Annotated in this window: 16 protein-coding genes; 5 read left to right on the top strand and 11 right to left on the bottom strand. The window is 35.2% G+C overall.

Features of this window, described 5'->3' with window-relative positions:
• Positions 1-117 precede the first annotated feature (117 nt).
• The 3 genes from sigC to pyk all read right to left on the bottom strand — a co-directional run bounded on the left by sigC (position 118) and on the right by pyk (position 4,728).
• Positions 118-1,386, bottom strand: a complete 1,269-nt coding sequence (gene sigC / locus H6F32_RS11725) for an RNA polymerase sigma factor SigC (protein ID WP_190369517.1) — start codon at positions 1,384-1,386, stop codon at positions 118-120.
• A 447-nt stretch (positions 1,387-1,833) separates the two neighbouring features.
• Positions 1,834-2,772, bottom strand: coding sequence for an NAD(P)H-dependent glycerol-3-phosphate dehydrogenase (locus H6F32_RS11720; RefSeq protein ID WP_190369516.1), 939 nt, complete (start codon positions 2,770-2,772; stop codon positions 1,834-1,836).
• A gap of 186 nt (positions 2,773-2,958) precedes the next feature.
• Entirely contained in the window at positions 2,959-4,728 is a 1,770-nt protein-coding gene (gene pyk / locus H6F32_RS11715) for a pyruvate kinase (RefSeq protein WP_190369559.1), read from the bottom strand.
• A gap of 179 nt (positions 4,729-4,907) precedes the next feature.
• On the opposite strand from pyk, the gene crtR reads away from it, so the two are divergent.
• Positions 4,908-5,789 carry a beta-carotene hydroxylase gene (gene crtR / locus H6F32_RS11710; protein ID WP_190369515.1) on the top strand — a complete coding sequence of 294 codons (882 nt, stop codon included), beginning with the start codon at positions 4,908-4,910 and terminating at the stop codon, positions 5,787-5,789.
• A gap of 848 nt (positions 5,790-6,637) precedes the next feature.
• Here the strand turns inward: crtR and nth are convergent.
• From nth to rseP, 3 genes are all read right to left on the bottom strand, one after another.
• Positions 6,638-7,297 carry an endonuclease III gene (nth, locus tag H6F32_RS11705; protein ID WP_190369514.1) on the bottom strand — a complete coding sequence of 220 codons (660 nt, stop codon included), beginning with the start codon at positions 7,295-7,297 and terminating at the stop codon, positions 6,638-6,640.
• A 165-nt stretch (positions 7,298-7,462) separates the two neighbouring features.
• Positions 7,463-8,506, bottom strand: coding sequence for a site-specific DNA-methyltransferase (locus tag H6F32_RS11700; RefSeq protein WP_190369513.1), 1,044 nt, complete (start codon positions 8,504-8,506; stop codon positions 7,463-7,465).
• 75 nt (positions 8,507-8,581) lie between these two features.
• Entirely contained in the window at positions 8,582-9,682 is a 1,101-nt protein-coding gene (gene rseP / locus H6F32_RS11695) for an RIP metalloprotease RseP (RefSeq protein ID WP_190369512.1), read from the bottom strand.
• 595 nt (positions 9,683-10,277) lie between these two features.
• On the opposite strand from rseP, the gene H6F32_RS11690 reads away from it, so the two are divergent.
• The gene (locus H6F32_RS11690; RefSeq protein ID WP_190369511.1) at positions 10,278-10,781 is read left to right on the top strand and encodes a hypothetical protein; all 504 of its coding nucleotides are present in this window, start codon (positions 10,278-10,280) and stop codon (positions 10,779-10,781) included.
• A 280-nt stretch (positions 10,782-11,061) separates the two neighbouring features.
• Here H6F32_RS11690 and H6F32_RS11685 read toward each other — a convergent pair whose 3' ends face one another.
• Positions 11,062-12,228 carry a pyridoxal phosphate-dependent aminotransferase gene (locus H6F32_RS11685; RefSeq protein WP_190369510.1) on the bottom strand — a complete coding sequence of 389 codons (1,167 nt, stop codon included), beginning with the start codon at positions 12,226-12,228 and terminating at the stop codon, positions 11,062-11,064.
• Between the two features lie 349 nt (positions 12,229-12,577).
• Here H6F32_RS11685 and H6F32_RS11680 point away from each other — a divergent pair, with 349 nt between their 5' ends.
• The 3 genes from H6F32_RS11680 to H6F32_RS11670 all read left to right on the top strand — a co-directional run bounded on the left by H6F32_RS11680 (position 12,578) and on the right by H6F32_RS11670 (position 17,467).
• The gene (locus tag H6F32_RS11680) at positions 12,578-15,685 is read left to right on the top strand and encodes a valine--tRNA ligase (protein ID WP_190369509.1); all 3,108 of its coding nucleotides are present in this window, start codon (positions 12,578-12,580) and stop codon (positions 15,683-15,685) included.
• Between the two features lie 493 nt (positions 15,686-16,178).
• On the top strand, positions 16,179-17,066 hold the full coding sequence (locus H6F32_RS11675) for an ABC transporter permease (protein WP_190369508.1): 888 nt from the start codon (positions 16,179-16,181) through the stop codon (positions 17,064-17,066).
• Positions 17,067-17,092: 26 nt separating this feature from the next.
• Entirely contained in the window at positions 17,093-17,467 is a 375-nt protein-coding gene (locus H6F32_RS11670) for a hypothetical protein (protein ID WP_190369507.1), read from the top strand.
• A gap of 124 nt (positions 17,468-17,591) precedes the next feature.
• Here the strand turns inward: H6F32_RS11670 and H6F32_RS11665 are convergent, their stop codons facing one another.
• The 4 genes from H6F32_RS11665 to H6F32_RS11650 all read right to left on the bottom strand — a co-directional run bounded on the left by H6F32_RS11665 (position 17,592) and on the right by H6F32_RS11650 (position 21,571).
• Positions 17,592-18,032, bottom strand: coding sequence for a peroxiredoxin (locus H6F32_RS11665; RefSeq protein ID WP_190369506.1), 441 nt, complete (start codon positions 18,030-18,032; stop codon positions 17,592-17,594).
• A gap of 210 nt (positions 18,033-18,242) precedes the next feature.
• Entirely contained in the window at positions 18,243-19,511 is a 1,269-nt protein-coding gene (locus H6F32_RS11660; protein WP_190369505.1) for a glycosyltransferase family 1 protein, read from the bottom strand.
• An 879-nt stretch (positions 19,512-20,390) separates the two neighbouring features.
• Positions 20,391-20,906, bottom strand: a complete 516-nt coding sequence (locus H6F32_RS11655; protein ID WP_190369504.1) for an RNA-binding protein — start codon at positions 20,904-20,906, stop codon at positions 20,391-20,393.
• 212 nt (positions 20,907-21,118) lie between these two features.
• Positions 21,119-21,571 (bottom strand): hypothetical protein, encoded by a 453-nt coding sequence (locus H6F32_RS11650; RefSeq protein ID WP_190369503.1) that lies wholly within the window; start codon positions 21,569-21,571, stop codon positions 21,119-21,121.
• Positions 21,572-22,181: the final 610 nt, after the last annotated feature.

Here is a 22,181-nt window from a genome sequence, read left to right as displayed (position 1 = left end):
TTTTGCACTTTATTTGCAATAGTCATTTCTTATTGAGAATATTTACTAGTGTCTGAGGTGGAGAGTGTGAAGTTTTGGGTTTAGCTCATGCTAAACCCCTACTGACTCCTTGAACTCCTAACTTAAAGATTCTAAATAATCCCGTACTAAATTACGTCGTTTGGGTTGACGCAATTTTTGTAATGCCTTAGACTCAATTTGTCTGACTCTCTCTCTGGATAGATCCAACGCTCGACCAATTTCCGCTAATGAATAAGGATGACCGTCTGCTAACCCAAACCTCATTGCTATTACATCCCTTTCCCTACTGGTTAAGTCTGCTAATAGGTTGAGTAAATCTTTTTGTAAAGATTCTCTCATGAGCATTTCTTCCGGGGTTACGGTATCAGTTTCTAATAATTCCCCTAATTCCGTATCTTTATCTTTGCCAACTTTAGTTTCTAATGATACCGAACGCGGTACTCTTAATAAAACTTCTCGCACTTGAATGGGTGTCATTTCTAACTCAATAGCTAAGTCTTCTAACGTAGGAGTGCGACCCTTTTCCTGGGCAATTTTTCTCTGTGCTTTCTTGATTTTATTCAGTTTTTCTGTAATATGTACAGGTAAACGTATAGTTCTACTGGATGTAGCGATCGCCCTCGTAATACCCTGACGAATCCACCAGTAAGCATAGGTGCTAAATCTATACCCCTTAGTTGGATCAAATTTCTCCACTGCTCGCTCTAATCCTAAAGTACCTTCTTGTACTAAATCAAGCAGTTCTAAACCACGATTTTGATATTTTTTCGCAACAGATACTACTAGGCGTAAATTCGCCTTAATCATTTGAGATTTTGCGTGTAAACCTTCAGATTGAATTTGTTCCAATTCTTCCAATTTTAACTTAGCAATTTCCGCCCATCTTCGTTTACCTTCTGATAAAGTTGGTTTAAGATCAACTAATTTTACATCAGCCTCTTTTGCCCATCTTTCCAAAGATGGCCGATGTCCTAAAGCAGAAGCTAGACGTTCCTGCACCTCAATTAATCTTAGATAAGGAATAAGTACCTCATCTCCTTGTTTAGCTGCATTAGCTAATACAGACCGCAGCTTTAAGTACCTCTGTACTTTTTGAGCTTCTGAAACTTCTTCATCCCTTCCTAACAACCTAACTTTACCGATTTCCTGTAAATACAAACGCACTAAGTCTGTACTGCGTTTACTTACTTGAGCTTCTACGTTTGGTTCAACCGCAGTGATATCCAATTCCTGCAAATTTTCCAAAGATATATCTGATACATCAATTATATCCGTATCATCAATAATACTGATGTCAGTATCTAAAGATTGGTGAGAATTTTCACCATCATAGATAGGATTTGTATAAAAAGATGCTGCTTGCATAAATATTCATTGCTCCAGGTAATAACAGATTGCGGTTAGCTTAATTTACGATCAGTTAATCTAATATTCCGTAATTTCCGATAAAAATATCGGGACTTAGTTTTTTACTACAATTATGAAAGAAAACTTTGTACTAGTTTAAGAAAATACAATTTTAATTAATCTTGCTCCTGAATTCTATAGTTCAACTGACCGTGAATCAACCTCTTGACGAGACTACTTCTAATTTGTTATCTTGGTTAATATCACCAATTACCAAAACCATAGTAGTTATCTTTATCACTAAGTATAAAGATACTACTAATAATGACCGTGTTTATAAACTGCACAGTTATATATACAGAAGGAAAATAGTAGTTTCCTGAAAATTCGACAAAATTTGGCAAAAAATTTCCCAGTAACTTTACAGGTTAAAGGTGAGAGGTGATAGGAAAAAAGAATTGTAAATTACCATATTTGTTCTTGCAAATAATCAAACTCCGACTTAATATCTCTTAACATTAGTTCCAACAAGCCCTCTGTAGGTGTAATTTCACCTGCTAACAAACGGTATACCTGTTCTGTAATAGGTATATTAATATTTTGTTGTTTAGCAATTTCCATTAGCACTTGACAAGTATTGATACCTTCCGCCGTACCAGACAGATGAGTTAAAATTTCTGTGAGAGTTTTTCCCTGTGCTAATTGATAACCAACTTGATAATTACGACTTAGTGGACTGTTACAGGTTGCTAATAAGTCTCCTAGACCGGATAAACCATAAAATGTTTCCGTTTTGGCGTTTAAATGATTTCCTATTCGCACCATTTCGGTTAAACCACGAGTGACTAAAGCGGCTTTAGCATTAGTTCCTAACTGTAAACCATCAGAGACACCAGCAGCGATCGCCATGACATTTTTTAACGTTCCTCCCAATTCTACACCGATGGGATCAGGATTAGTATAAACCCGAAATTGTTGAGAAGAAAAAACTAATTGTACTTGTTGTGCTGCTACACTGTTTTTACTGGCTACCACTGTAGCGGCTGGTAATTTATTTTCAATTTCTTTTGATAGATTAGGACCGGATAATACTACCACAAAATGATTAGGAAATGTATTTTGCCAAATTTGCGAAGGTGTATAGGTAGTATGTGGTTCTAAACCTTTAGTAGCTGTGACAAAAATTGTATTTTCAGGTATCTGTAACGAATGAACTAAAGAAGCTACTTCTCGTACTCCCTTCATGGAAATAGCAGATAATATAATTTGAGCATTTTGTAATAGATCCTGTAAAGGTGTTGTATTTTGTCGTGACCATAAATGTACTTGATGTCCATTAATTGTAGCCAAATGTGCTAAGGCTTGTCCCCAAGCACCTGCGCCAAGAATAACTATATTTTGCATATTATTATGTATTAGTGTAGTGGGGAGTCGGGAGTCGGCGAAAAATTATTAGACAGAGGAATCCCCAGTCGGGCTATGGTTTTTAGTAATTCCCCACTCCTAACACTAGCTACGGGATAAATTCCCTGTCTAAAAGCTGAAGTTGGTTAAAAGCGACTAATTTTACTAATTCCCGACTCCCAGTTTTTAAGGTGTACCTACAGCACCAGAATATACTAAACCGCGCTGCATATCTAAAGTTAATATTGCGCCATCTTTAATTACTTGCGTTGCTTCTTTTACACCTACAATTACTGGTACACCTAAACGTAAACCAATGACTGCTGCGTGACTTGTGAGACTTTCATCCTCAGTAATAATACCACTAGCCTTGCGAATAGCATCAACAAAATCAACACCTGTACGTGATGCCACTAAAATATCACCAGGAGTAAAATTACTCACATCCATAGCATTATGAGCTACTCGTGCGCGGCCACTGACAGAACCTTGTCCTAAACCTATACCTTGTCCTAATACAGCAGTAACTACTTCCACTTTAATCAAGTCTGTAGAACCAGAAACACCTTGAAGCGTACCCGCAGTCATTACTACTAAGTCACCTTCTATTAATAACCCTTTTTCCTGAGCAACGTTAATAGCCGCTTGGAATGTTTGACCAGTGGAAGGTAATTCTAACACTAATAAGGGTTTAACACCCCAAACTAATTGTAATTGTCTGGCTACGTTGACATGGGGTGTAATGGCTAAAATAGGAGTCTTAGGCCGGAACTTAGACACATTGCGAGCAGTTGCCCCAGTTTGTGTTAAAGTCATAATGGCAGATGCCCCTAAATTTTCCGCAATTTGACCTACCGCTTGACTGATAGCATTGGGTATAGAACGTCTTTTATCTCTGGACTGACGGGAATTAGTGTTTTCTGCTTCTTCCTGTTCTATCCGTTCAGCAATTTTCGCCATCGTGGCTACAGCTTCCACAGGATAACTACCTACAGCCGTTTCATTAGATAACATTACCGCATCCGTACCATCGAGGATAGCATTAGCAACGTCTGATACTTCCGCACGAGTAGGACGAGGGTTATTTACCATACTATCTAACATTTGGGTGGCGGTAATGATGGGAATACCCAAACGGTTCGCGGTAGCAATTAGTCTTTTTTGTAATACTGGAACATCTTCGGCAGGAAGTTCTACTCCTAAGTCGCCTCGTGCTACCATTACTCCATCACATAAAGCTAGAACTGCTTCCATTTGTTCAATTGCTTCATGTTTTTCGATTTTAGCCACTACGGGAACGCTTTTTCCGGTGCTGGAAATCAGTTCTTTGATTTCTATGATATCTTGAGGATTACGCACAAAGGATAATGCTACCCAGTCTACACCTTGGTCCAGACCAAACATTAAGTCTTCTTTGTCTTTGTCTGTCATGGGTTTAATGGATAAGTAAACTCCGGGAAAGTTAACTCCTTTGCTGTTAGAAAGTTTACCCGCAACGGTAACACGACAATGTAAGTCCCCTTTTTCCCGGTTAATTTCTTCTACAACCATTTCTACTTTGCCATCATCGAGTAGTATTTTTGCACCTACGGGAACTTCTGCTGCTAAATATTCGTAAGTAACACAACTAATTTCTTCATTGCCAATTACAGGACGATTTGTTAAGGTAAAGCGATCGCCTTTCGAGACCATTATCGAACCATGTTCAAATTTACCTAAACGTATTTTTGGACCTTGTAAATCTTGCAGAATTGCTACTGGACGATTCAGTTCAAATGCTGTTTGCCGAATTAATCTAATACTACGTTGATGGTCTTCATGTGTACCATGAGAAAAATTTAACCGTAAAGTTGTTGCTCCAGCTTCTATAATAGCTTTAAGCATTTCAGGACTACTAGTAGCAGGTCCAACAGTAGCAACGATTTTAGTACGACGCAGAGAATCTCTTAATTGCATAGGGGTAGTTTTCGGGTCTATCTGGGAAATAATCTTAAAATGACTGGGATCTGTTTTTTCATTCACAGCCACGTTCAATGATCAGCAGTTAACAATAGTCAGGGGAAAGTTTACATAACTTTACTATTGATGAATATTAATTTATAATTCTTAATATTTGATCATGCAAGGAGTTAAGAATGTTGACAGTGGAGGCAAAAAAGCCACTGAGTATTCCCCCCAAAGAACTTTTATCACCTCCTGGTGATTTTAATCCTACATTATTATTGTTTATAGTTGTGGTAATAATGTTAGTTTTATCTAACTTTGGTTATTGGATGTGGGACTGGCCAGATTGGATATGCTTTAGTATTAATACATTGGCTATACACTGTTCTGGAACTATTATTCATGATGCTTGTCATCAATCAGCCCATCGTAATCCTATTATTAATGCCATTTTAGGCCATTGTAGTGCTTTAATTTTGGCCTTTGTCTTTCCAGTATTTACACGGGTACATTTACAACATCATGGTAATGTAAATCACCCTGAAGATGATCCGGATCATTATGTTTCTACAGGTGGTCCATTATGGTTAATTCCTGTAAGATTTTTGTACCATGAAATCTTCTTTTTTAAACGTAAATTATGGCGGAAGTATGAGTTACTGGAATGGTTTATTAGTAGGTTAATTATTATTGGTATTTTCTATATTTCTATCCAGCAGCATTTTTTGGGATACATTCTCAATTTTTGGTTTATTCCGGCGTTTTTGGTGGGTTTTACTTTGGGTTTCTTTTTTGATTATTTACCCCATCGTCCTTTTGTAGAACGCGATCGCTGGAAAAATGCCCGCGTATATCCTGGTAAGATATTAAATGTGTTAATCTTGGGGCAAAATTATCATTTAATTCATCATTTATGGCCTTCAATTCCTTGGTATAATTATCAACCTGCCTATTATTTAATGAAGCCTTTGTTGGATGAAAAAGGTAGTCCACAAACTACGGGTTTATGGCAGAAAAAGGACTTTCTGCAATTTATCTATGATGTTTTTATCGGGATTCGTTTTCATCATTAATTGGTTAGGGAGGAAAAAATTACTATTAAGGATAGTGCGTTACATTTCATTGACGCACTCTACAATATTTGCGTTTATCAGCGTCCATCTACGTTTAATTTTGATGTTCAATACCATAAAATTTCACTTTTGTCAAGTACCCATTTTTTGAGTAGAAAATTTTTTCTGAAATTTTTGATCAAAACTTTTTTAGTAGTGATTAAGTTTTGTATATTTTTCTAGTGTCAGTTTTTGTAAGTCTTATAAGTTAAGGGTTTTAGCAATTGACTATTGTTAAGTTTTGTAAGTTGTACAATTTGACAAAGCAAGGCTAATTCTACTCTATGTTCACCATGATACCAGATCGCTGAAAATATTGCAATAGCGTTGATAAATAAGAATATTTCTCAATTAATTATTAAAAAAATGTTAAGGAAAATTTGTTTAATGTTAGATATTTTAAAACTATTTCCTTTAATTAATAATTTTAGATTATACTTTCAGTGGTAAAGAGAGTAAATATATACTTATAATACTTCTTGCGTAAATAATGGGTTTAATAGATTTAAGATTTTATTAAATATATTGATATATAAATTAAAGTTGAATGAAAGTGGAATTATTGATGTTAGATATCTGCTTGAAAAAGATTTTGAATTTCCATAATTAAATCATTATAGAGTTTGCATAGTGAATATTTATAAGGATCATCTAAATGATAAATTTGGTAATATAAAACAAACCGAGCTAAATAAATGTTTTCCAAACCTGAGAACTAATTAAATGAGGAGTATCTTGTAAAAAAGGAGTTTAATTAATATAATATATTTATTTACAATTATATTCTACTCCTTTATTTTCTGATAATTCTAACTATTTTTATCAGGAAATTTCATCTCACATAAATCGCCTAATTGACAAATATCACAACTAGGCGATCGCGCTTGACAAACTGCCCGACCATGATATATTAATCTAATAGACCAATTTTCCCAATCTGGCTGGGGTAATAATGCCATTAAGTCTTTTTCAATAGTAATTGGTTCAGTATTTGTGGTTAATCCTAATCTTTGGGTTAATCGTTTAACATGAGTATCTACCGTCACTCCAGCATTTATTCCATAGGCATGGGCTAAAACTACATTTGCGGTTTTTCTCGCTACTCCTGGAAGTTTTAATAATTGTTCCATGGTATTAGGAACTATGGAATTAAATTCATTAACAATAATTCTACAAGCAGCTTTAATATTTTTAGCTTTATTGCGATAAAACCCTGTGGAGCGGACTATTTCTTCTAATTCTAATATATCCGCATTTGCTAAACTTTCCGCATCAGGAAAACGCCCAAATAATACTGGAGTCACTTTATTTACTCTTTCATCTGTACATTGTGCAGAAAGGATAGTTGCTACTAATAATTGTACTGGAGTTTCATAATTTAAAGAACAGGTTGCATCAGGATACAATTCTTTTAGTCGAGAGAGAATTTTTAACGCTCTTTGTTTTTGAGTTAATGATTTTTTAGTCACACTGATAGTTTTGAATTTTGAATATGATTAAGGTGCGTTAACGATAGTATAACGCACCCTACAGTTTACAGCAATTTTCAGGTACATGAACCACATTTTGATTCTGGTTTCGCGCAAAGACGCATTAGCGAAGCACTTTCAGTGCGTTAGGCGCAAAGGAATATTTCATATAAATAACTCCTGTTGTTGAGAATGAGATTCTTGCATACGGTTATTAGCTAAGTTTACATAATCAGGATTTATTTCTATTCCTAAATAATTTCTCTGTAAATTTCTAGCTGCGATACAAGTTGTACCACTACCACAAAAAGGATCAAGAACAAAATCTTCTTCTTGAGATAATAATTTAATCAATTCTTGAATAATATATAGAGGATAAACTGCTGGATGATGATTATTTTTGGTAATTTCTACTGGACTTTCAATGATGTCTTTTTTCATCGCATTTCCTAAAATTCTAATAATAGTAAAACCATTATTTTTGATTTGGTTATTTCTTCCTCCATCTTGTCCACCATAAGCTAATTTATGTACACCATGAATTTTCATCCTAAATCCTTCAATTTCTCCATTGTGTACTGCTAAAATAGCTTGATTTAATGCTTTAATTGCATTATTTTTTTGTTCTTCACTTAAATCAGAATTTTTAATTAATTCCAGATATTTTTTACCTAATTTATCCGATGGCCTACTTTTAACGCTTTTGTTAAAACTATCTAAATGTTGTAAATAATTATCTACATTCAAGTAATAATCTTTTGATTTAGCAAATATGAAAAAAGGTTCTGTAGCTTGAATTAATTTTCTTTTGTCTTGACGTGGTGTAGGATTAAGTTTTGACCATGTAATTTGATTAATCAGAAAAATATTTTTATTTTCTTGATTTTCTGTGGCTTGAATTGCAAATTTATAAGGAATTAGAGATAAACTACCGTTAATATATTTGTCTCCTAAATTAAAAACTATGATTCCAGTTTTCTTTAAAACGCGCACACATTCCCAAAAAACTGTGAGGATGTTTTTTAAATATTCTGCTTCAGTTGTTTCATTACCTATACCTAAATCACCATTACCATAATTACGTTGCTGAAAATATGGCGGTGATGTAATGATTAAATCAAAAGTATCATTTTCTATTTGTTTGAGTATAGATAAATTATCCCCAAGAATAATTTTATTTTTTAAATCTGATATTGTTTCTGATTTCATCTGATTTTATGCAACGAATAACTTTTTAGATGAGGTTTTTAAAGGTGCGTTATATTAACGCACCTACGGTTTAACTTATTGTAACAACTTTTGTACCCATTCTAATTGAAAGGTTAATTGTGTTGTTTCTTTCACTATTAAGAAAATTCCTAATCCTAATAGTAAGACTAAACCAGTTTGCATGACCCCTTCTTGAATTTTATTAGGTAAGGGTTTTCCTAATAAACCTTCAATTAACAAAAATGCTAATTGTCCACCATCTAATGCCGGTAATGGTAAAATATTAATAATTGCCAAATTAATGCTAATAATTGCGGCAAAAGATAGTAAATTACTACTATCATTAGCTGCCAATTCTGCACCAATTTTGACAATTTTTACAGGTCCAGAAACTTGTCCTACAGTTTCTTGAAAATTAGTCACTAATTGTCCAAAACCTTGAAATGTTCCCACCACTAATTGTTGAAAACGATTAGATGCTAGATTAAAAATCTCGCCTACATCTTTAGCACGACGATAGCTGGCTTTGCCATTAGCAACTAATTCAATTCCCACTACACCTTTACCTTGAGGATTAGATTGTGGTGTGATTTTCAGGGCATTTTGTTGATTTTGACGTTGAATTTTTACCTCTATTTCCTGTTGGGGATGGTTTTGAATTTCTTTCGTAATTAATGATGTTGCTTCTTTACCTGTAGGCAATTCTTGACCATTAATTGCTAGAATTATATCACCTTCTCTAATTCCTGCTTGATAGGCTACAGATTGTTCATTGACAGGTTTAACAATTACACCAGGTTGATAATTAAATTTTTCAGGTACTCCTACAATTCCTAACTGTAACGCTAACATTAAATAGGCAAAAATCAAATTAGCAATTACACCAGCACTAATGACGATCGCTCGATCAAAAATGGGACGATTTCTTAATAAATTAGGATCATTAGGCGGGATTTCACTATCTGGATCATCATCGGGAAAACCTACAAACCCCCCCAAGGGAAAAGCCCTAATGGTATATTCTGTCTGTGATCCTTGGTATTTCAGTAAAACTGGACCAAAACCCAAAGAAAAACGGTTAGCATATATGCCTTGAGAACGTGCTGCTAGGAAGTGACCTAACTCGTGTACTAAAATCAAAACTGCCAAAACGGCGATCGCTGCTAAAACTGACATAGTGAAAGTTAATCAAAATATATGAGAAAGCCTGTAACTCATCCTTTCCACCTTGCGATTTGGGGATGATATAGTCGTATGATGTCTAGCTAGTTTAATTTTAGCTTTGTGTTTATTATTTGAGCCTTGATTTTTTCTAGCATAAGTTCTGGAGAGTTTCTTTAATTTTTCTAAATTTTGACCATAATTTTTAGGATTCTTAAAAACCTCTCCAGTGCTTAATATAGACTCATTTTTTCCTTGTCTAATTTTATCAGAAAAGGATGCACGAATACAATGATTTTTGCGGGTATTTTACGGTAAATATGCTAATATTAGGCTGTGTTTATAGAGATGACTAATTTTGTAAATTTTGTAGCAAATTTACTCTTTTTTACCCCTAAATATCTTGTAAAAGTTTGTTTATGTGTGTATAATTTTGTCTATAAAATTATATATATGCAACATCTCTACATTGTTTCCCACCGGATGTCTAATAATTTAGGATTGATAATAGGAACTTTTAATTGTAGTTAACAGTCCTCTATATTTTATTTGAACATAACTAACTGTGGACTAATATTAAGAAAACTAAGCAAATAACTAAGCAAATAAAATGTCTAATACTTCTAATAAATTAGGAAAATTAGTCAAATCATCCTTAATCATACTATCTATTAGTCTAATCACTAATAATCCAGCAATTGGTGAAACCAAACAAAAATTACCGATGTTTGCTGATGTCACTATTAAACATTCATTTACACCAGATCCTTTAATAATGACAGGGATGAGCGGTGGTTCAGTACCAGCAGTTGAAATATCTGGTCAAAAGGAAACTCAACCCATTGGAACGTGCAAGGGATTTGTAGACAAAGATCCTGATCACACTTTAACGCTACAGAGCAGATTTGACTATTTAAAATTACAAGTAGAAAGTCCTGCGGATACTACAATGATCATTAAAGGACCTGGGGGAACTTGGTGTAATGATGACTTTGATCGTCAAAACCCCGGTATTGTTGGAGAATGGCTAGAAGGGACATATAAAATTTGGGTTGGTTCTTACGATAAAGATCAATATTTTCCTTATAGGTTAAAAATTACAGAAGTAAAGTAAGAATTGACATACTTACCGACCTCAAGGTGCGGTGATTCTTGACCGAACATAATGGGATACAAGCCCCGTCCTTCTAGGACGGGGCTTGTATCCCAGATTTTTGGTCAGGTAGGTACATCGTGATCTACTAGCCATCGCCTCTGGTGGGAGTAAAGCTATGGCCTATAGCAAGCAGTGCATTCCGCGCCATCCCCTTTGTCCTCCCTATTTATTAAGGGTTTTACATTAAGTTGACACCAATGAGCATTACGCTTTACCCCTACTCGATGACTCCTAAGTGCTAAATTCGAGAACGGACAAACTTCTCTAATCTATCCATACCTTTTTCAATTGTAGCCATATCTGTGGCATAGGAAAGACGAACATTGTTATCCGCACCAAAAGCTACTCCAGGAATAACTGCTACTTGTTGTTCTGCTAATAATAGATTACAAAACTCTAAGGATTTTAGTCCAGTTTTACTGATATCTGGAAATAAGTAGAAAGCACCGTCTGGTTTAGGACAACTTAACCCAGGAATACTATTAAGTCGTTTAAACATGACTTGACGACGTTTAGCAAAAGCCTGACGCATTTCCTCTACACATTCTTGAGAACTTTGTAAAGCGGCGATCGCTCCATATTGAGCAAAAGTGCAAACATTAGATGTACTATGACCTTGAATGGTACTAGCAGCCTTAATAATTTCTATAGGTCCTGCTAAATAACCCAGTCGCCAACCAGTCATAGAATAACCTTTAGCAAAACCATTACTAATTAAAGTTCTGGCGAAAATTTCCGCACCTAAAGAACCAATACTGATATGTTCTGCACCATCATACAGGATTTTCTCGTAGATTTCATCGGAAACCACTAAAATATCTGCATCAATTATTACCTGAGCTAACGCCTTAATTTCCTCCGGAGTATATACCATACCAGTGGGGTTAGAAGGCGAGTTAAGGACAAATAACTTAGTTTTTGGGGTAATTGCCTTTTTCAGTTGTTCTGGAGTGATTTTATAGCCTGTGGAGGCATCTGTGTGAACGATCACAGACTTCCCACCAGCTAATGTTACCATTTCGGGATAACTTAACCAGTAGGGAGCGGGGATAATGACTTCATCACCGGGGTCAACTAGTGCCACAATTAAATTGTAGAGAGAATGTTTACCGCCATTAGTTACAAGGACATTCTCTGATTGATAATTGAGACCATTATCTTTTTGGAGTTTTTGGGCGATCGCTTCCCTTAACCCAGGTTCACCTGCTGCAGGTCCATACTTAGTTTTAGCCTCATCCAAAGCCTTTGCGGCGGCTGCTTTGATGTGGGCTGGAGTATCAAAATCTGGTTCTCCAGCGCTAAAACTACAAACATCTATACCTTCAGCCTTCATAGACTTAGCTTTAGCGGCGATCGCTAAGGTGATCGAGGGAGTCACCTGACTTACTCTTGCTGCCAGTTTCATTCTTCTTTATTTAGCAAATCTCTATCTAGTTTAAGGGTATCCTAGAATTTGGTTTCATAACTAGTGCTAAGTTTTGATAATTGTGCAAAACTATTAGGAGTCAGAAGTCAGAATAAAGAATTTTGTCCCTTATCGCTGCACCCTGTTACCTACTAAAGACTCCCAACTCCCTCAACTTTCAAATATTTGCTTTTTCCCATATAAAACAAACCTTGTTAATCACATAGATAATTATAAACATCCTCTCACTAAGTGTGCTTCGCACTTAACAAACAAACTTTATGGAACAACTGACCAGCATTATTGTAAAATCAGTTATTTATTTGAAATTATTCCCACTATTCCCAGCATGACCGCAACTATTCCTAACCTACCCAGTGTTTACGAAGCTTTCTCCACAGAAGCTAAATGGCAAAAATTATGGGAAGAAACACAAATCTATAAAGCAGATTCTACCCATCCAGGCGAACCTTACTGTATTGTTATTCCTCCACCAAACGTTACAGGAAGTTTGCATATAGGACACGCATTTGAAAGTGCTTTGATTGATACATTAATTCGTTATCATCGGATGAAGGGGCGTAATACTCTATGGTTGCCAGGTACAGATCACGCTAGTATTGCAGTACAAACCATTTTAGAAAAACAACTCAAGGCCGAAGGGACAAACCGCGATGAAATTGGTCGGGAAAAATTTCTAGAACGCGCTTGGCAATGGAAAATAGAATCTGGAGGTACAATTGTTAATCAATTACGTCGTTTAGGTGTATCTGTAGACTGGACAAGAGAACGTTTTACCCTAGATGAAGGTTTATCAAAAGCTGTTTTAGAAGCATTTATTCAGCTATATCAAGAAGGTTTAATTTACCGCAGTAATTATTTGGTAAATTGGTGTCCATCTTCCCAGTCTGCTGTATCTGACTTAGAAGTTGAACCTAAAGAAGTCAATGGTAATTTATGGCATTTCCGTTATCCTTTAAGTGATGGTTCTGGTTATGTGGAAGTAGCTACAACCCGTCCAGAAACTATGTTAGGAGATACCGCAGTTGCAGTTAACCCGAATGATGAAAGATATAAAGATTTAATAGGTAAAACTCTAACTTTACCTATTATGAATCGAGAAATTCCTATCATTGGTGATGAATTAGTAGATGCGGCTTTTGGCACAGGTTGTGTTAAAGTTACACCAGCCCATGATCCCAATGATTTTGAAATGGGTAAACGGCATAATTTGCCATTTATTAATATTATGAATAAAAACGGCACTTTAAATGAAAATGCCGGCGAATTTCAAGGACAAGACAGATTTGTTGCGAGAAAAAATCTAGTAGCAAAATTAGAAAGTGAGGGTGTTTTAGTTAAAATAGAAGATTATAAACATACAGTACCATACAGCGATCGCGGTAAAGTTCCCGTTGAACCATTATTATCAACACAATGGTTTGTCAAGATTCGACCTTTAGCAGATCAAACTTTAGAATTTTTAGATCAGCAAAATTCCCCGGAATTTGTTCCGCAACGTTGGACAAAAGTTTATCGAGATTGGATTGTTAATTTACGCGATTGGTGTATTTCTCGTCAACTTTGGTGGGGTCATCAAATTCCCGCTTGGTATGCTATTAGTGAAACTAATAATGAAATTACCGATCATACTCCTTATTTTGTAGCGCGTAATGAAAACGAGGCTTTAGAAAAGGCGAAAATTCAATTTGGTGATGATGTTAAATTAGTACAAGATCCTGATGTTTTAGATACTTGGTTTTCTTCAGGTTTATGGCCATTTTCTACTTTAGGATGGCCAGAAAATACAGAAGATTTTCAAACTTATTATCCCAATACTACCCTAGTTACAGGTTTTGATATTATCTTTTTCTGGGTAGCACGAATGACGATGATGGCAGGACATTTTACCAAAACAATGCCTTTCAAAACTGTTTATATTCATGGTTTAGTTAGGGATGAAAATAATAAGAAAATGTCCAAGTCAGCAAATAATGGAATTGATCCTTTATTGCTAATTGATAAATATGGAACTGATGCTTTACGCTATACCTTAATTAGAGAAGTTGCTGGTGCTGGCCAAGATATTCGGTTAGAATATGATCGCAAAAAAGATGAATCAGCATCAGTAGAAGCATCTCGTAATTTTGCCAATAAATTATGGAATGCTGCTAGGTTCGTGATGATGAATTTGGATGGACAAACACCATTACAATTAGGTAAACCAGAACCTACAGAACTTTGTGATCAATGGATTATTTCCCGTTATTATCAAGTAGTAAAACAAACTAATAATTACATTGATAATTATGGTTTAGGGGAAGCAGCAAAAGGACTGTATGAGTTTATTTGGGGAGATTTTTGTGATTGGTATATTGAGTTGGTTAAGTCGAGATTACAAAAAGATGCAGATCCTACATCTCGTAAAGTTGCCCAACAAATTATCGCCTATATCTTGGAAGGAATTTTAAAGTTATTACATCCTTTCATGCCACATATAACTGAGGAAATTTGGCAAACTTTAACTCAACAACCACCAGAAAATCATCAATTTTTAGCATTACAAAGTTATGCAGCAGTAGATGAAACTTTAATAAATGCTAATTTAGAAACTCAATTTAATTTGTTAATTGAGACTATTAGAACAATTCGCAATTTACGTGCCGAAGCTGATGTTAAACCTGGGGTAAAAATTACTGCTAATTTGCAAACTGAAAATGATCAAGAAAGATGGATTTTAAATGCTGGAAAATCCTATATTCAAGATTTGGCAAAGGTGGAAAATTTAACTATTAGCAATGGTATTAATGATGATCAAATTACCATTAATGAAAGTAGTGAAGCTGAAAATAACCAACCTGAAATTAAGGAAACTGAACCTACAAACTACCGCAGAGGTTTAAAAACTATTGGGTTAATAATTGCGCTATTAATTGGGTTGAGATTACTAGTTTTTGCTGGAAATACAGCTTTAAGGATTCCCATTTTTGGTGCAGTGTTTGAAACGGTGGGTATAGCTTATTCTGGTTGGTTTGTGGTGCGTTATTTACTCAATGTGTCAGCAAGAAAAGCACTATTAGACAAGTTATGGACTAAATATTTTCCCCAGAATGAAACATCAATAGAAGTAGTAAATACCTCTGAAGTAAGTCAACCAGAAGTAACTTTAGTCATAGAACAACCAGCAGTCAAAGAAAATTCTATTGCGGGAGTTGTGGGTACAATACAGGTAGTAATACCTTTAACTGGAGTTATAGATGTTGATGTTGTACGCAACAAATTAGAGAAAAATCTGCAAAAAGTCACAGCCGAAATACAATCTTTAACAGCGAGATTAAGTAATAGTAAGTTTGTGGATAAAGCACCAGCAGATGTGGTACAAGGTGTGAGAGATGCTTTAGCGGAAGCAGAAAAACAGGCGGAAATTTTGCGCGATCGCCTCACTAGTTTAGTATAAATGATAGGTGATAGGTAATTACTCCCTGAGGGGTTTAGCATGGCTCATTGCTGTCAAATTTAGCTACATATTGCTTATTTATTTGGCTTCCACACCGGCCTGGAAATGATGGCTTGCGCCACGCCGCGCTATCATTCCCAGTGGGGCTGTGGGTTTCAATTCCTATCAGCTATCACTAGTACCGCAGCGCGAAAGTCATGCATTGAAAACCAAGACAGTATAGGCTTTTTCTCTACTGTTATATTTGATATTATTAGGTCATTTCTATATCTTAGTTATGATTAAACATAGGCAAATTCTGCTAAAACCTGTTGACAAAATTCCCAGTTTTGGCTATGATGATAGTAGGGTGGGGTTAATTATAATCATATACATGATATGAGAAATGTTCTAAGTGTAAAGTGTAAATATTGTAGTCAGTTGGGTTTTAGGCTAAAGATTGTATATTGATCTGTAAGGACTAAATCATCCATCATCGCACCAGAAAACTACTATGAAGACAGATATAAAGACAGATATGAGTTGGCAGGAAATTACTAGTTCACCTGTAATTGTGGATGCTACTCCCAACTTCTTTGGCGAAATTATCCAAGAAACTTTGGCCTTAACTCGTCGTCTATTTATTCAGTTGCAACGTCGTCCTTCTAGCCTTATAGCTGGTATTATTCAGCCAGTAATGTGGTTAGTATTATTTGGAGCATTGTTCCAAAATGCACCTAAAGGTTTATTTGCTAGTACCAGTAATTACGGACAATTTTTAGCAGCAGGTGTGATAGTATTTACTGCCTTTGCTGGAGCTTTAAATGCTGGTTTACCGGTGATGTTTGATAGGGAGTTTGGTTTTTTAAATCGTTTGTTGGTAGCACCCTTAGCTTCGCGCTTTTCTATTGTTCTTGCTTCGGCTATTTTCATTATTAGTCAAAGTTTGTTACAAGCGGCAGTTATTGTTGGTGCAGCTGCTTTTTTAGGTGCAGGTTTACCAGATATAACGGGTTTAGGAGTCATTACTTTAATTGTTTTTCTTCTGGCTTTAGGTGTGACAGCTATTTCCTTGGGTTTAGCTTTTGCTTTACCTGGCCATATTGAATTAATTGCTGTAATTTTTGTGACTAACCTGCCTTTATTATTTGCTAGTACCGCATTAGCACCATTATCCTTTATGCCAGTATGGTTACAGGTTGTAGCTACTTTAAACCCTTTAAGTTATGCCATTGAACCTATACGTTATTTATACATTCATGGGAATTGGAAATTTGATGATGTGGTTATGCAGGCTTTTTGGGGTAATGTAACTTTCCTGGGTGCTTTTTTGGTTCTATTAGGATTTGCTGTAGTAGCCTTAATTAGTATTCAGCCACAATTACGTCGCACTCTTAGTTAATGCAATGTGAGGAGTATAGGAAATTTATGAAAGCATTGTTACCATTTGGACAAGTACTAATGTTACCTTGGGCAGGTTTAGTTGTAACATCTTTATTATTGCCACAACCGAGTATTGCCAATCCTAGTCAAAATCTACTTACAGAAGGTGAAGGTAGTATCAACTCTTTATCTAATACTGCTTCTGAAATTAATATGTTTAACTTGATTCATCAGGCAAAGTTTGGTATTATTCAAGTTAATCCTGAAGAACAAGCTCAACAGTTAAATGATGAAGTATCCAAATTTAGAGCTAAACAAAATCAATTAACGGGAAATGGAGGGCAAAAACCAGTAATACAAGTTCCTGGGGCAGAAATTCAACCATCACCAAAGATTTTGCCATTAAATAAGGATAAATGATCAATAGGATGATTTAAATAAGGTTAATAACCGCGTCTAAAGCAACAAAACCCACCGAGGTGGGTTTTATTTGTGTCAATGCAATATCAATGTATTAGCTAGTAGATTGATATTAAGCACTCAATTATGACAAACCTAATGCAGATAAGATATCACTAGCATGAGTAGCAGTATTAACGGCTGTATCTACAAGTGCAATTTTACCATGAGGATCTATGATATAGGTGACACGCTTGGCATAACCACCACCATCAACATCAAAAGCTGTAATGAGAGTTTTTTCTGTGTCAACTAATAGAGGAAAATTGAGGTTGTATTTAGTGGTAAATGCTTGGTGTGCTGCTGCATCATCGGCACTAACACCTAAAACCACGATATCTTTGCTAATATATTCACTTTGAGCATCACGGAAACTGCACGCTTGTTTAGTGCAACCGGGGGTGTCATCTTTGGGGTAAAAGTAGAGAACTACGGTTTTACCTGCAAAGTCAGATAATGAAACTATATTACCATTGGTGTCTTTGGCGGTAAATGCAGGTGCATCTGTACCAACTGCTAGAGGCATAATTAATCTGATCCTGGATGATAAATTGAATGTCTTTTGTGATTCTACAATAATTAGGCTATTGTGTCAGGACTTACGCAACTGGCACATTCATTAGTAGAGTGCTTTGCTATGAGGATGTGCATAAGGTTTACGCTACGCTTGACTATAATTGGCTGACGTTCCATGGAACATCTATAGATTAGCATTTCTACCACTCTAATGATTGATTTAAACAGCTAAAGCTGGTTCTCTGGTGGACTGTTCCAACAGTTGTAAGTACAGTTGATCTAACTGACTCGCTACTCCATCCCAACTAAACTTATTATTTACCCGTCTTTTTGCTTCATGACCTAATTTTTCCTGCCATGCTGGGTTACTCAAAATTCTATCAATGGCATGACTAAAGGCTGGTACGTTTCTTGGAGGCACTAGTAAACCAGTTTCTTCATTAACTACTGTAAACTGCAACCCACCCACATCACTAGCAATTACAGGCGTACCACTAGACATAGCTTCTATTGCAACCAATCCAAAAGGCTCATAATGACTAGGTACAACACATATATCTGCTGCTGCGTAATAAGCTGGTAAAATATCCCGACTTAAACAACCGGGGAAAGATGTACATTCTACCATTCCTAACTCTTTGACTATACCTTCAATGCGATCGCGTTCTCGACCATCACTATTTCCTGGAATACTACCTCCACCAATAATTAACTGAATTTTCTTAGACTCATAAAACTTGGACTCTCTGACAGCGCGAACTAAGGTTTCTATTCCTTTACGGGGATCAAATCTTCCCACATATAACACAACTTTCGTATCAGGATCAATTCCTAATTCTGCTCGCGCTGCTATTTTCCCAATTGAACCAAATTGTCTCACATCTGTGCCACAAGGAATAATATCAATCATCCCCTTTTGTGAAACTAATGTTCTCATGTGTTCCTTTTCCTGGGGACTTGTGGCCACAATTCTTTCTGCTGTTTCTAAAACTTCTTTTTCTACCGATAGTCTTTGACTAGCTACCAAGGGAATATTTTCTATGGTGTTATATTTAATTACTCCTAAAGAATGATAGGTATGAACCTGTTTAGTTCCTTGTCTTTTCTTTAATTGCATTCCTACCCAACTAGACAACCAATAATTAGTATGAACTAACTCATACTTTAGATCATTTTCTTTCTGAAATGCCATTAATTGATCTACAAATTGTGGCAAGTATTGAAAACCAACATCCCTAGATACAAATTCCGTAGGTCCTGCCGTTAACCTAATTGTTCGACAATGAGAATTATGTTGTACTATTATTTCTTGATCAGCACTAATTCTGCGGCTAAACATATCTACCTGCCATCCTAACTCCCCTAGTGCTTCTCCCACTTGACGAACATATACGTTTTGTCCTCCTGCCTCTTCTCGACCTATTTCAATTGCTGGATCTCCATGAACTGAAATTAAGGCAATCTGTTTTTTAGTGGTATTATATTTCATAGATGTGTGTTTTAGTGATTTTCACAAAATAGAATGAATTTGTAAACTTGTAACTATGGCAATTAACTAACCTCACTTTTGTGAGATCAATTTATAATAATCATCTTATCTCTGCTCATAATTATTCCACAAGTTATTATTTATCTTTCTCTCCAGTTATATTAATATCTAATACTTTAGATAGATATTTTTAAGGTTATTTATCTATCATTCAATCAACAAAAGACTTGATCGTAGTGTAGTAATTAAACTACGACAAATTTCTAGGTAAAACCTGAAAATATAACTTTTAAAAGCTATCAACTAGTACAGTTTGGCATAAATAAACCATTCTAAATCTTTCAAAAGCCTATACTGTCTTCGCTTTGACTTTTGTACCCATGACTTCTGCCCTGCGCTACTAGGTTTTTCTAATTTTTTAACTCCTTTTTGATTTTGATTTAATTTTACTCATGAGGACGTTATCAAAACTAAGTTAAAACTTTAGTTTTGTGTTTTTAATCATTGTGATTATGAATAATCCTTACAGTGAGTACATACTGGTAAACTATAGTATTATTACCAAGGTTATAGTTTTGTTAATTTAGATACAGTTTGCTCAATAAATCAAACTTTTTTTTGAAGAAATGTAAAACGGTTAACAGTTGGCTATATTAAGCTAATGTGCAGCACTCACTGTATAATTAAAAAAACCTGAAGTTACAGTAGCACAAGCATCTTGCTTGTATTAATTATTCAAGTTAAAGGCACAACAGCTTATTGTCCTAAAATGCGCTATAATAAAAATCCTCGATTTCTATGAGCAATCGAGGATATTAATAGAATTTAATGTGTGTTAAGATTTGTTAAGTTTGCTAACTAATTAACTTTTAGTTAACCTTAATTAGTAGCTTGCGCTGCTAACATTTCTCTGAGCTTTTCTAATTCCGCAGCCCAACGAGGATCGGGGCGAATAGCTTCATTATCGGTGTGAGTAGCAGTTTCACGTGATCCACCGCCGCCGCGACGAGATTTTTTACTTTTCTCTCTACGTCCACCTTCTTTAGCACCACCAGTAGCAACAGAACCTCCACCACTGCTTTGAGTTACTGGTTTAGCGACTTGTGGTTGTGGTTGTGCTTGTTCTTCACCTTCATCACCTTTAGTACGTGGTAAAGCCTTCTCTAATTTGATGGGGTTTTCTTTAAACAGTTGACCATTGTATTTCTCAATAATTTTATCCGCTTGGTCATCATTATTTACAGTTAAAAAACCGAAACCACGACATTTGCCAGTTTTACGATCTTTGATCAGTTTAGTGGTGACAGCATCACCTTCTTCTGCGAAAATAGCCTGCAATTCTTGACGATCAATTTCTTCTTTTGGTAAGTTTCCTATGTAAAGGCGAATAGACATGAATGATATCTCCAGTATATGAGTGAACAGGGTAAAATCAAGAAAGTTTCTTGCTTATGAATGATTGTTGAATAGTGGTTAATTTTGACTATCATCAACCTGTAAACGCCAACTATTAACCTATAATTCCAAAAAGCTTCCCAGAAATCAAAAAAAGAAATTAAAACTTATTTCTAAAATTATTTCTAAAATTAATTTCTTACTTTTTGTTGTTAACCAGGTGTTAGCCCGACAGTACCATTAATAATGGTCTTGATACGTTGGCAAATTTTCGGGACTAATTTTGGAAGGATATTTCTGCCTAAGTTAGTATGAGGATGACAAAGGGGAACTTTTCCGATAACCAATATACCAATACCATAATTTATGTTTTGGCAAGTCACTAATCGGTGATTTTTTTGACAATTTTGACAAGATTGATAATAACTATTTATATGATCATCAATTATATCATTATCTATATACTTATCAAAGTATCTCCTCAAGTTCCTAGAAATATACTGCTGATTTAATAATACTTGTTTTTGGATTTTATTTGTGATATTTTTCCAGCTTTTTCTAAATTTTAATGGCTGAAGTTTTAATGGCTTAATTTTTAATATTTTTAATGATAAATGTGAAATGCTTATATACACATAATTATAGTTTATTGCTTTGGTAATCATATTCAGGCAATAAACAAATTTATTATTACATATACTACATAAATGTTTGACAGTAATGTACAAACTATCAGTCTCCATATAATAGAGATGATCAGGTTCAATTATCTGTCTAGGAACTAACTGCATTAGGCTGAAAAAGAGTGTATATACTTCTACGGGTTAAGTCTTGACGTTGGTGTTTGACTGATTGGATACTTCAGTAATACCTACTAGTTCATTGATAATTAACTAATTACGTCTATAGGATCTCAGAATTTTCATCATAGCACAATATTATGAAAATTTCCACCAAACTTGAAGACAAACTTTAAGACTTTAGCGGGGAATTTAAACGTTATTGTATTTTACCATACATAAGTGATGGATCATTGTCAATTATCAATAGATATAGCATTTCCCAGTCTAATGAGGTACACTGATTAAGATAAGGCTGTCCATCTACATAAAGGGTAAAAATGAAAGCATATTCTCTCGATTTTCGCAAAAAAAATATTTGATACATACTTGGAAAGTGGAATATCACAACGTCAATTAGCAAAAAGATTTTGTGTAAGTTTAAGTTTTGTAGAGAAATTACTAAAGCAATATAGAGAAACACAAAGTATTGCGC

Origin of the sequence: Anabaena sp. FACHB-1237 (assembly GCF_014696225.1) — a bacterium.
GTDB lineage: Bacteria > Cyanobacteriota > Cyanobacteriia > Cyanobacteriales > Nostocaceae > FACHB-1237.
This window is presented reverse-complemented; position numbering and strand designations above follow the sequence as displayed.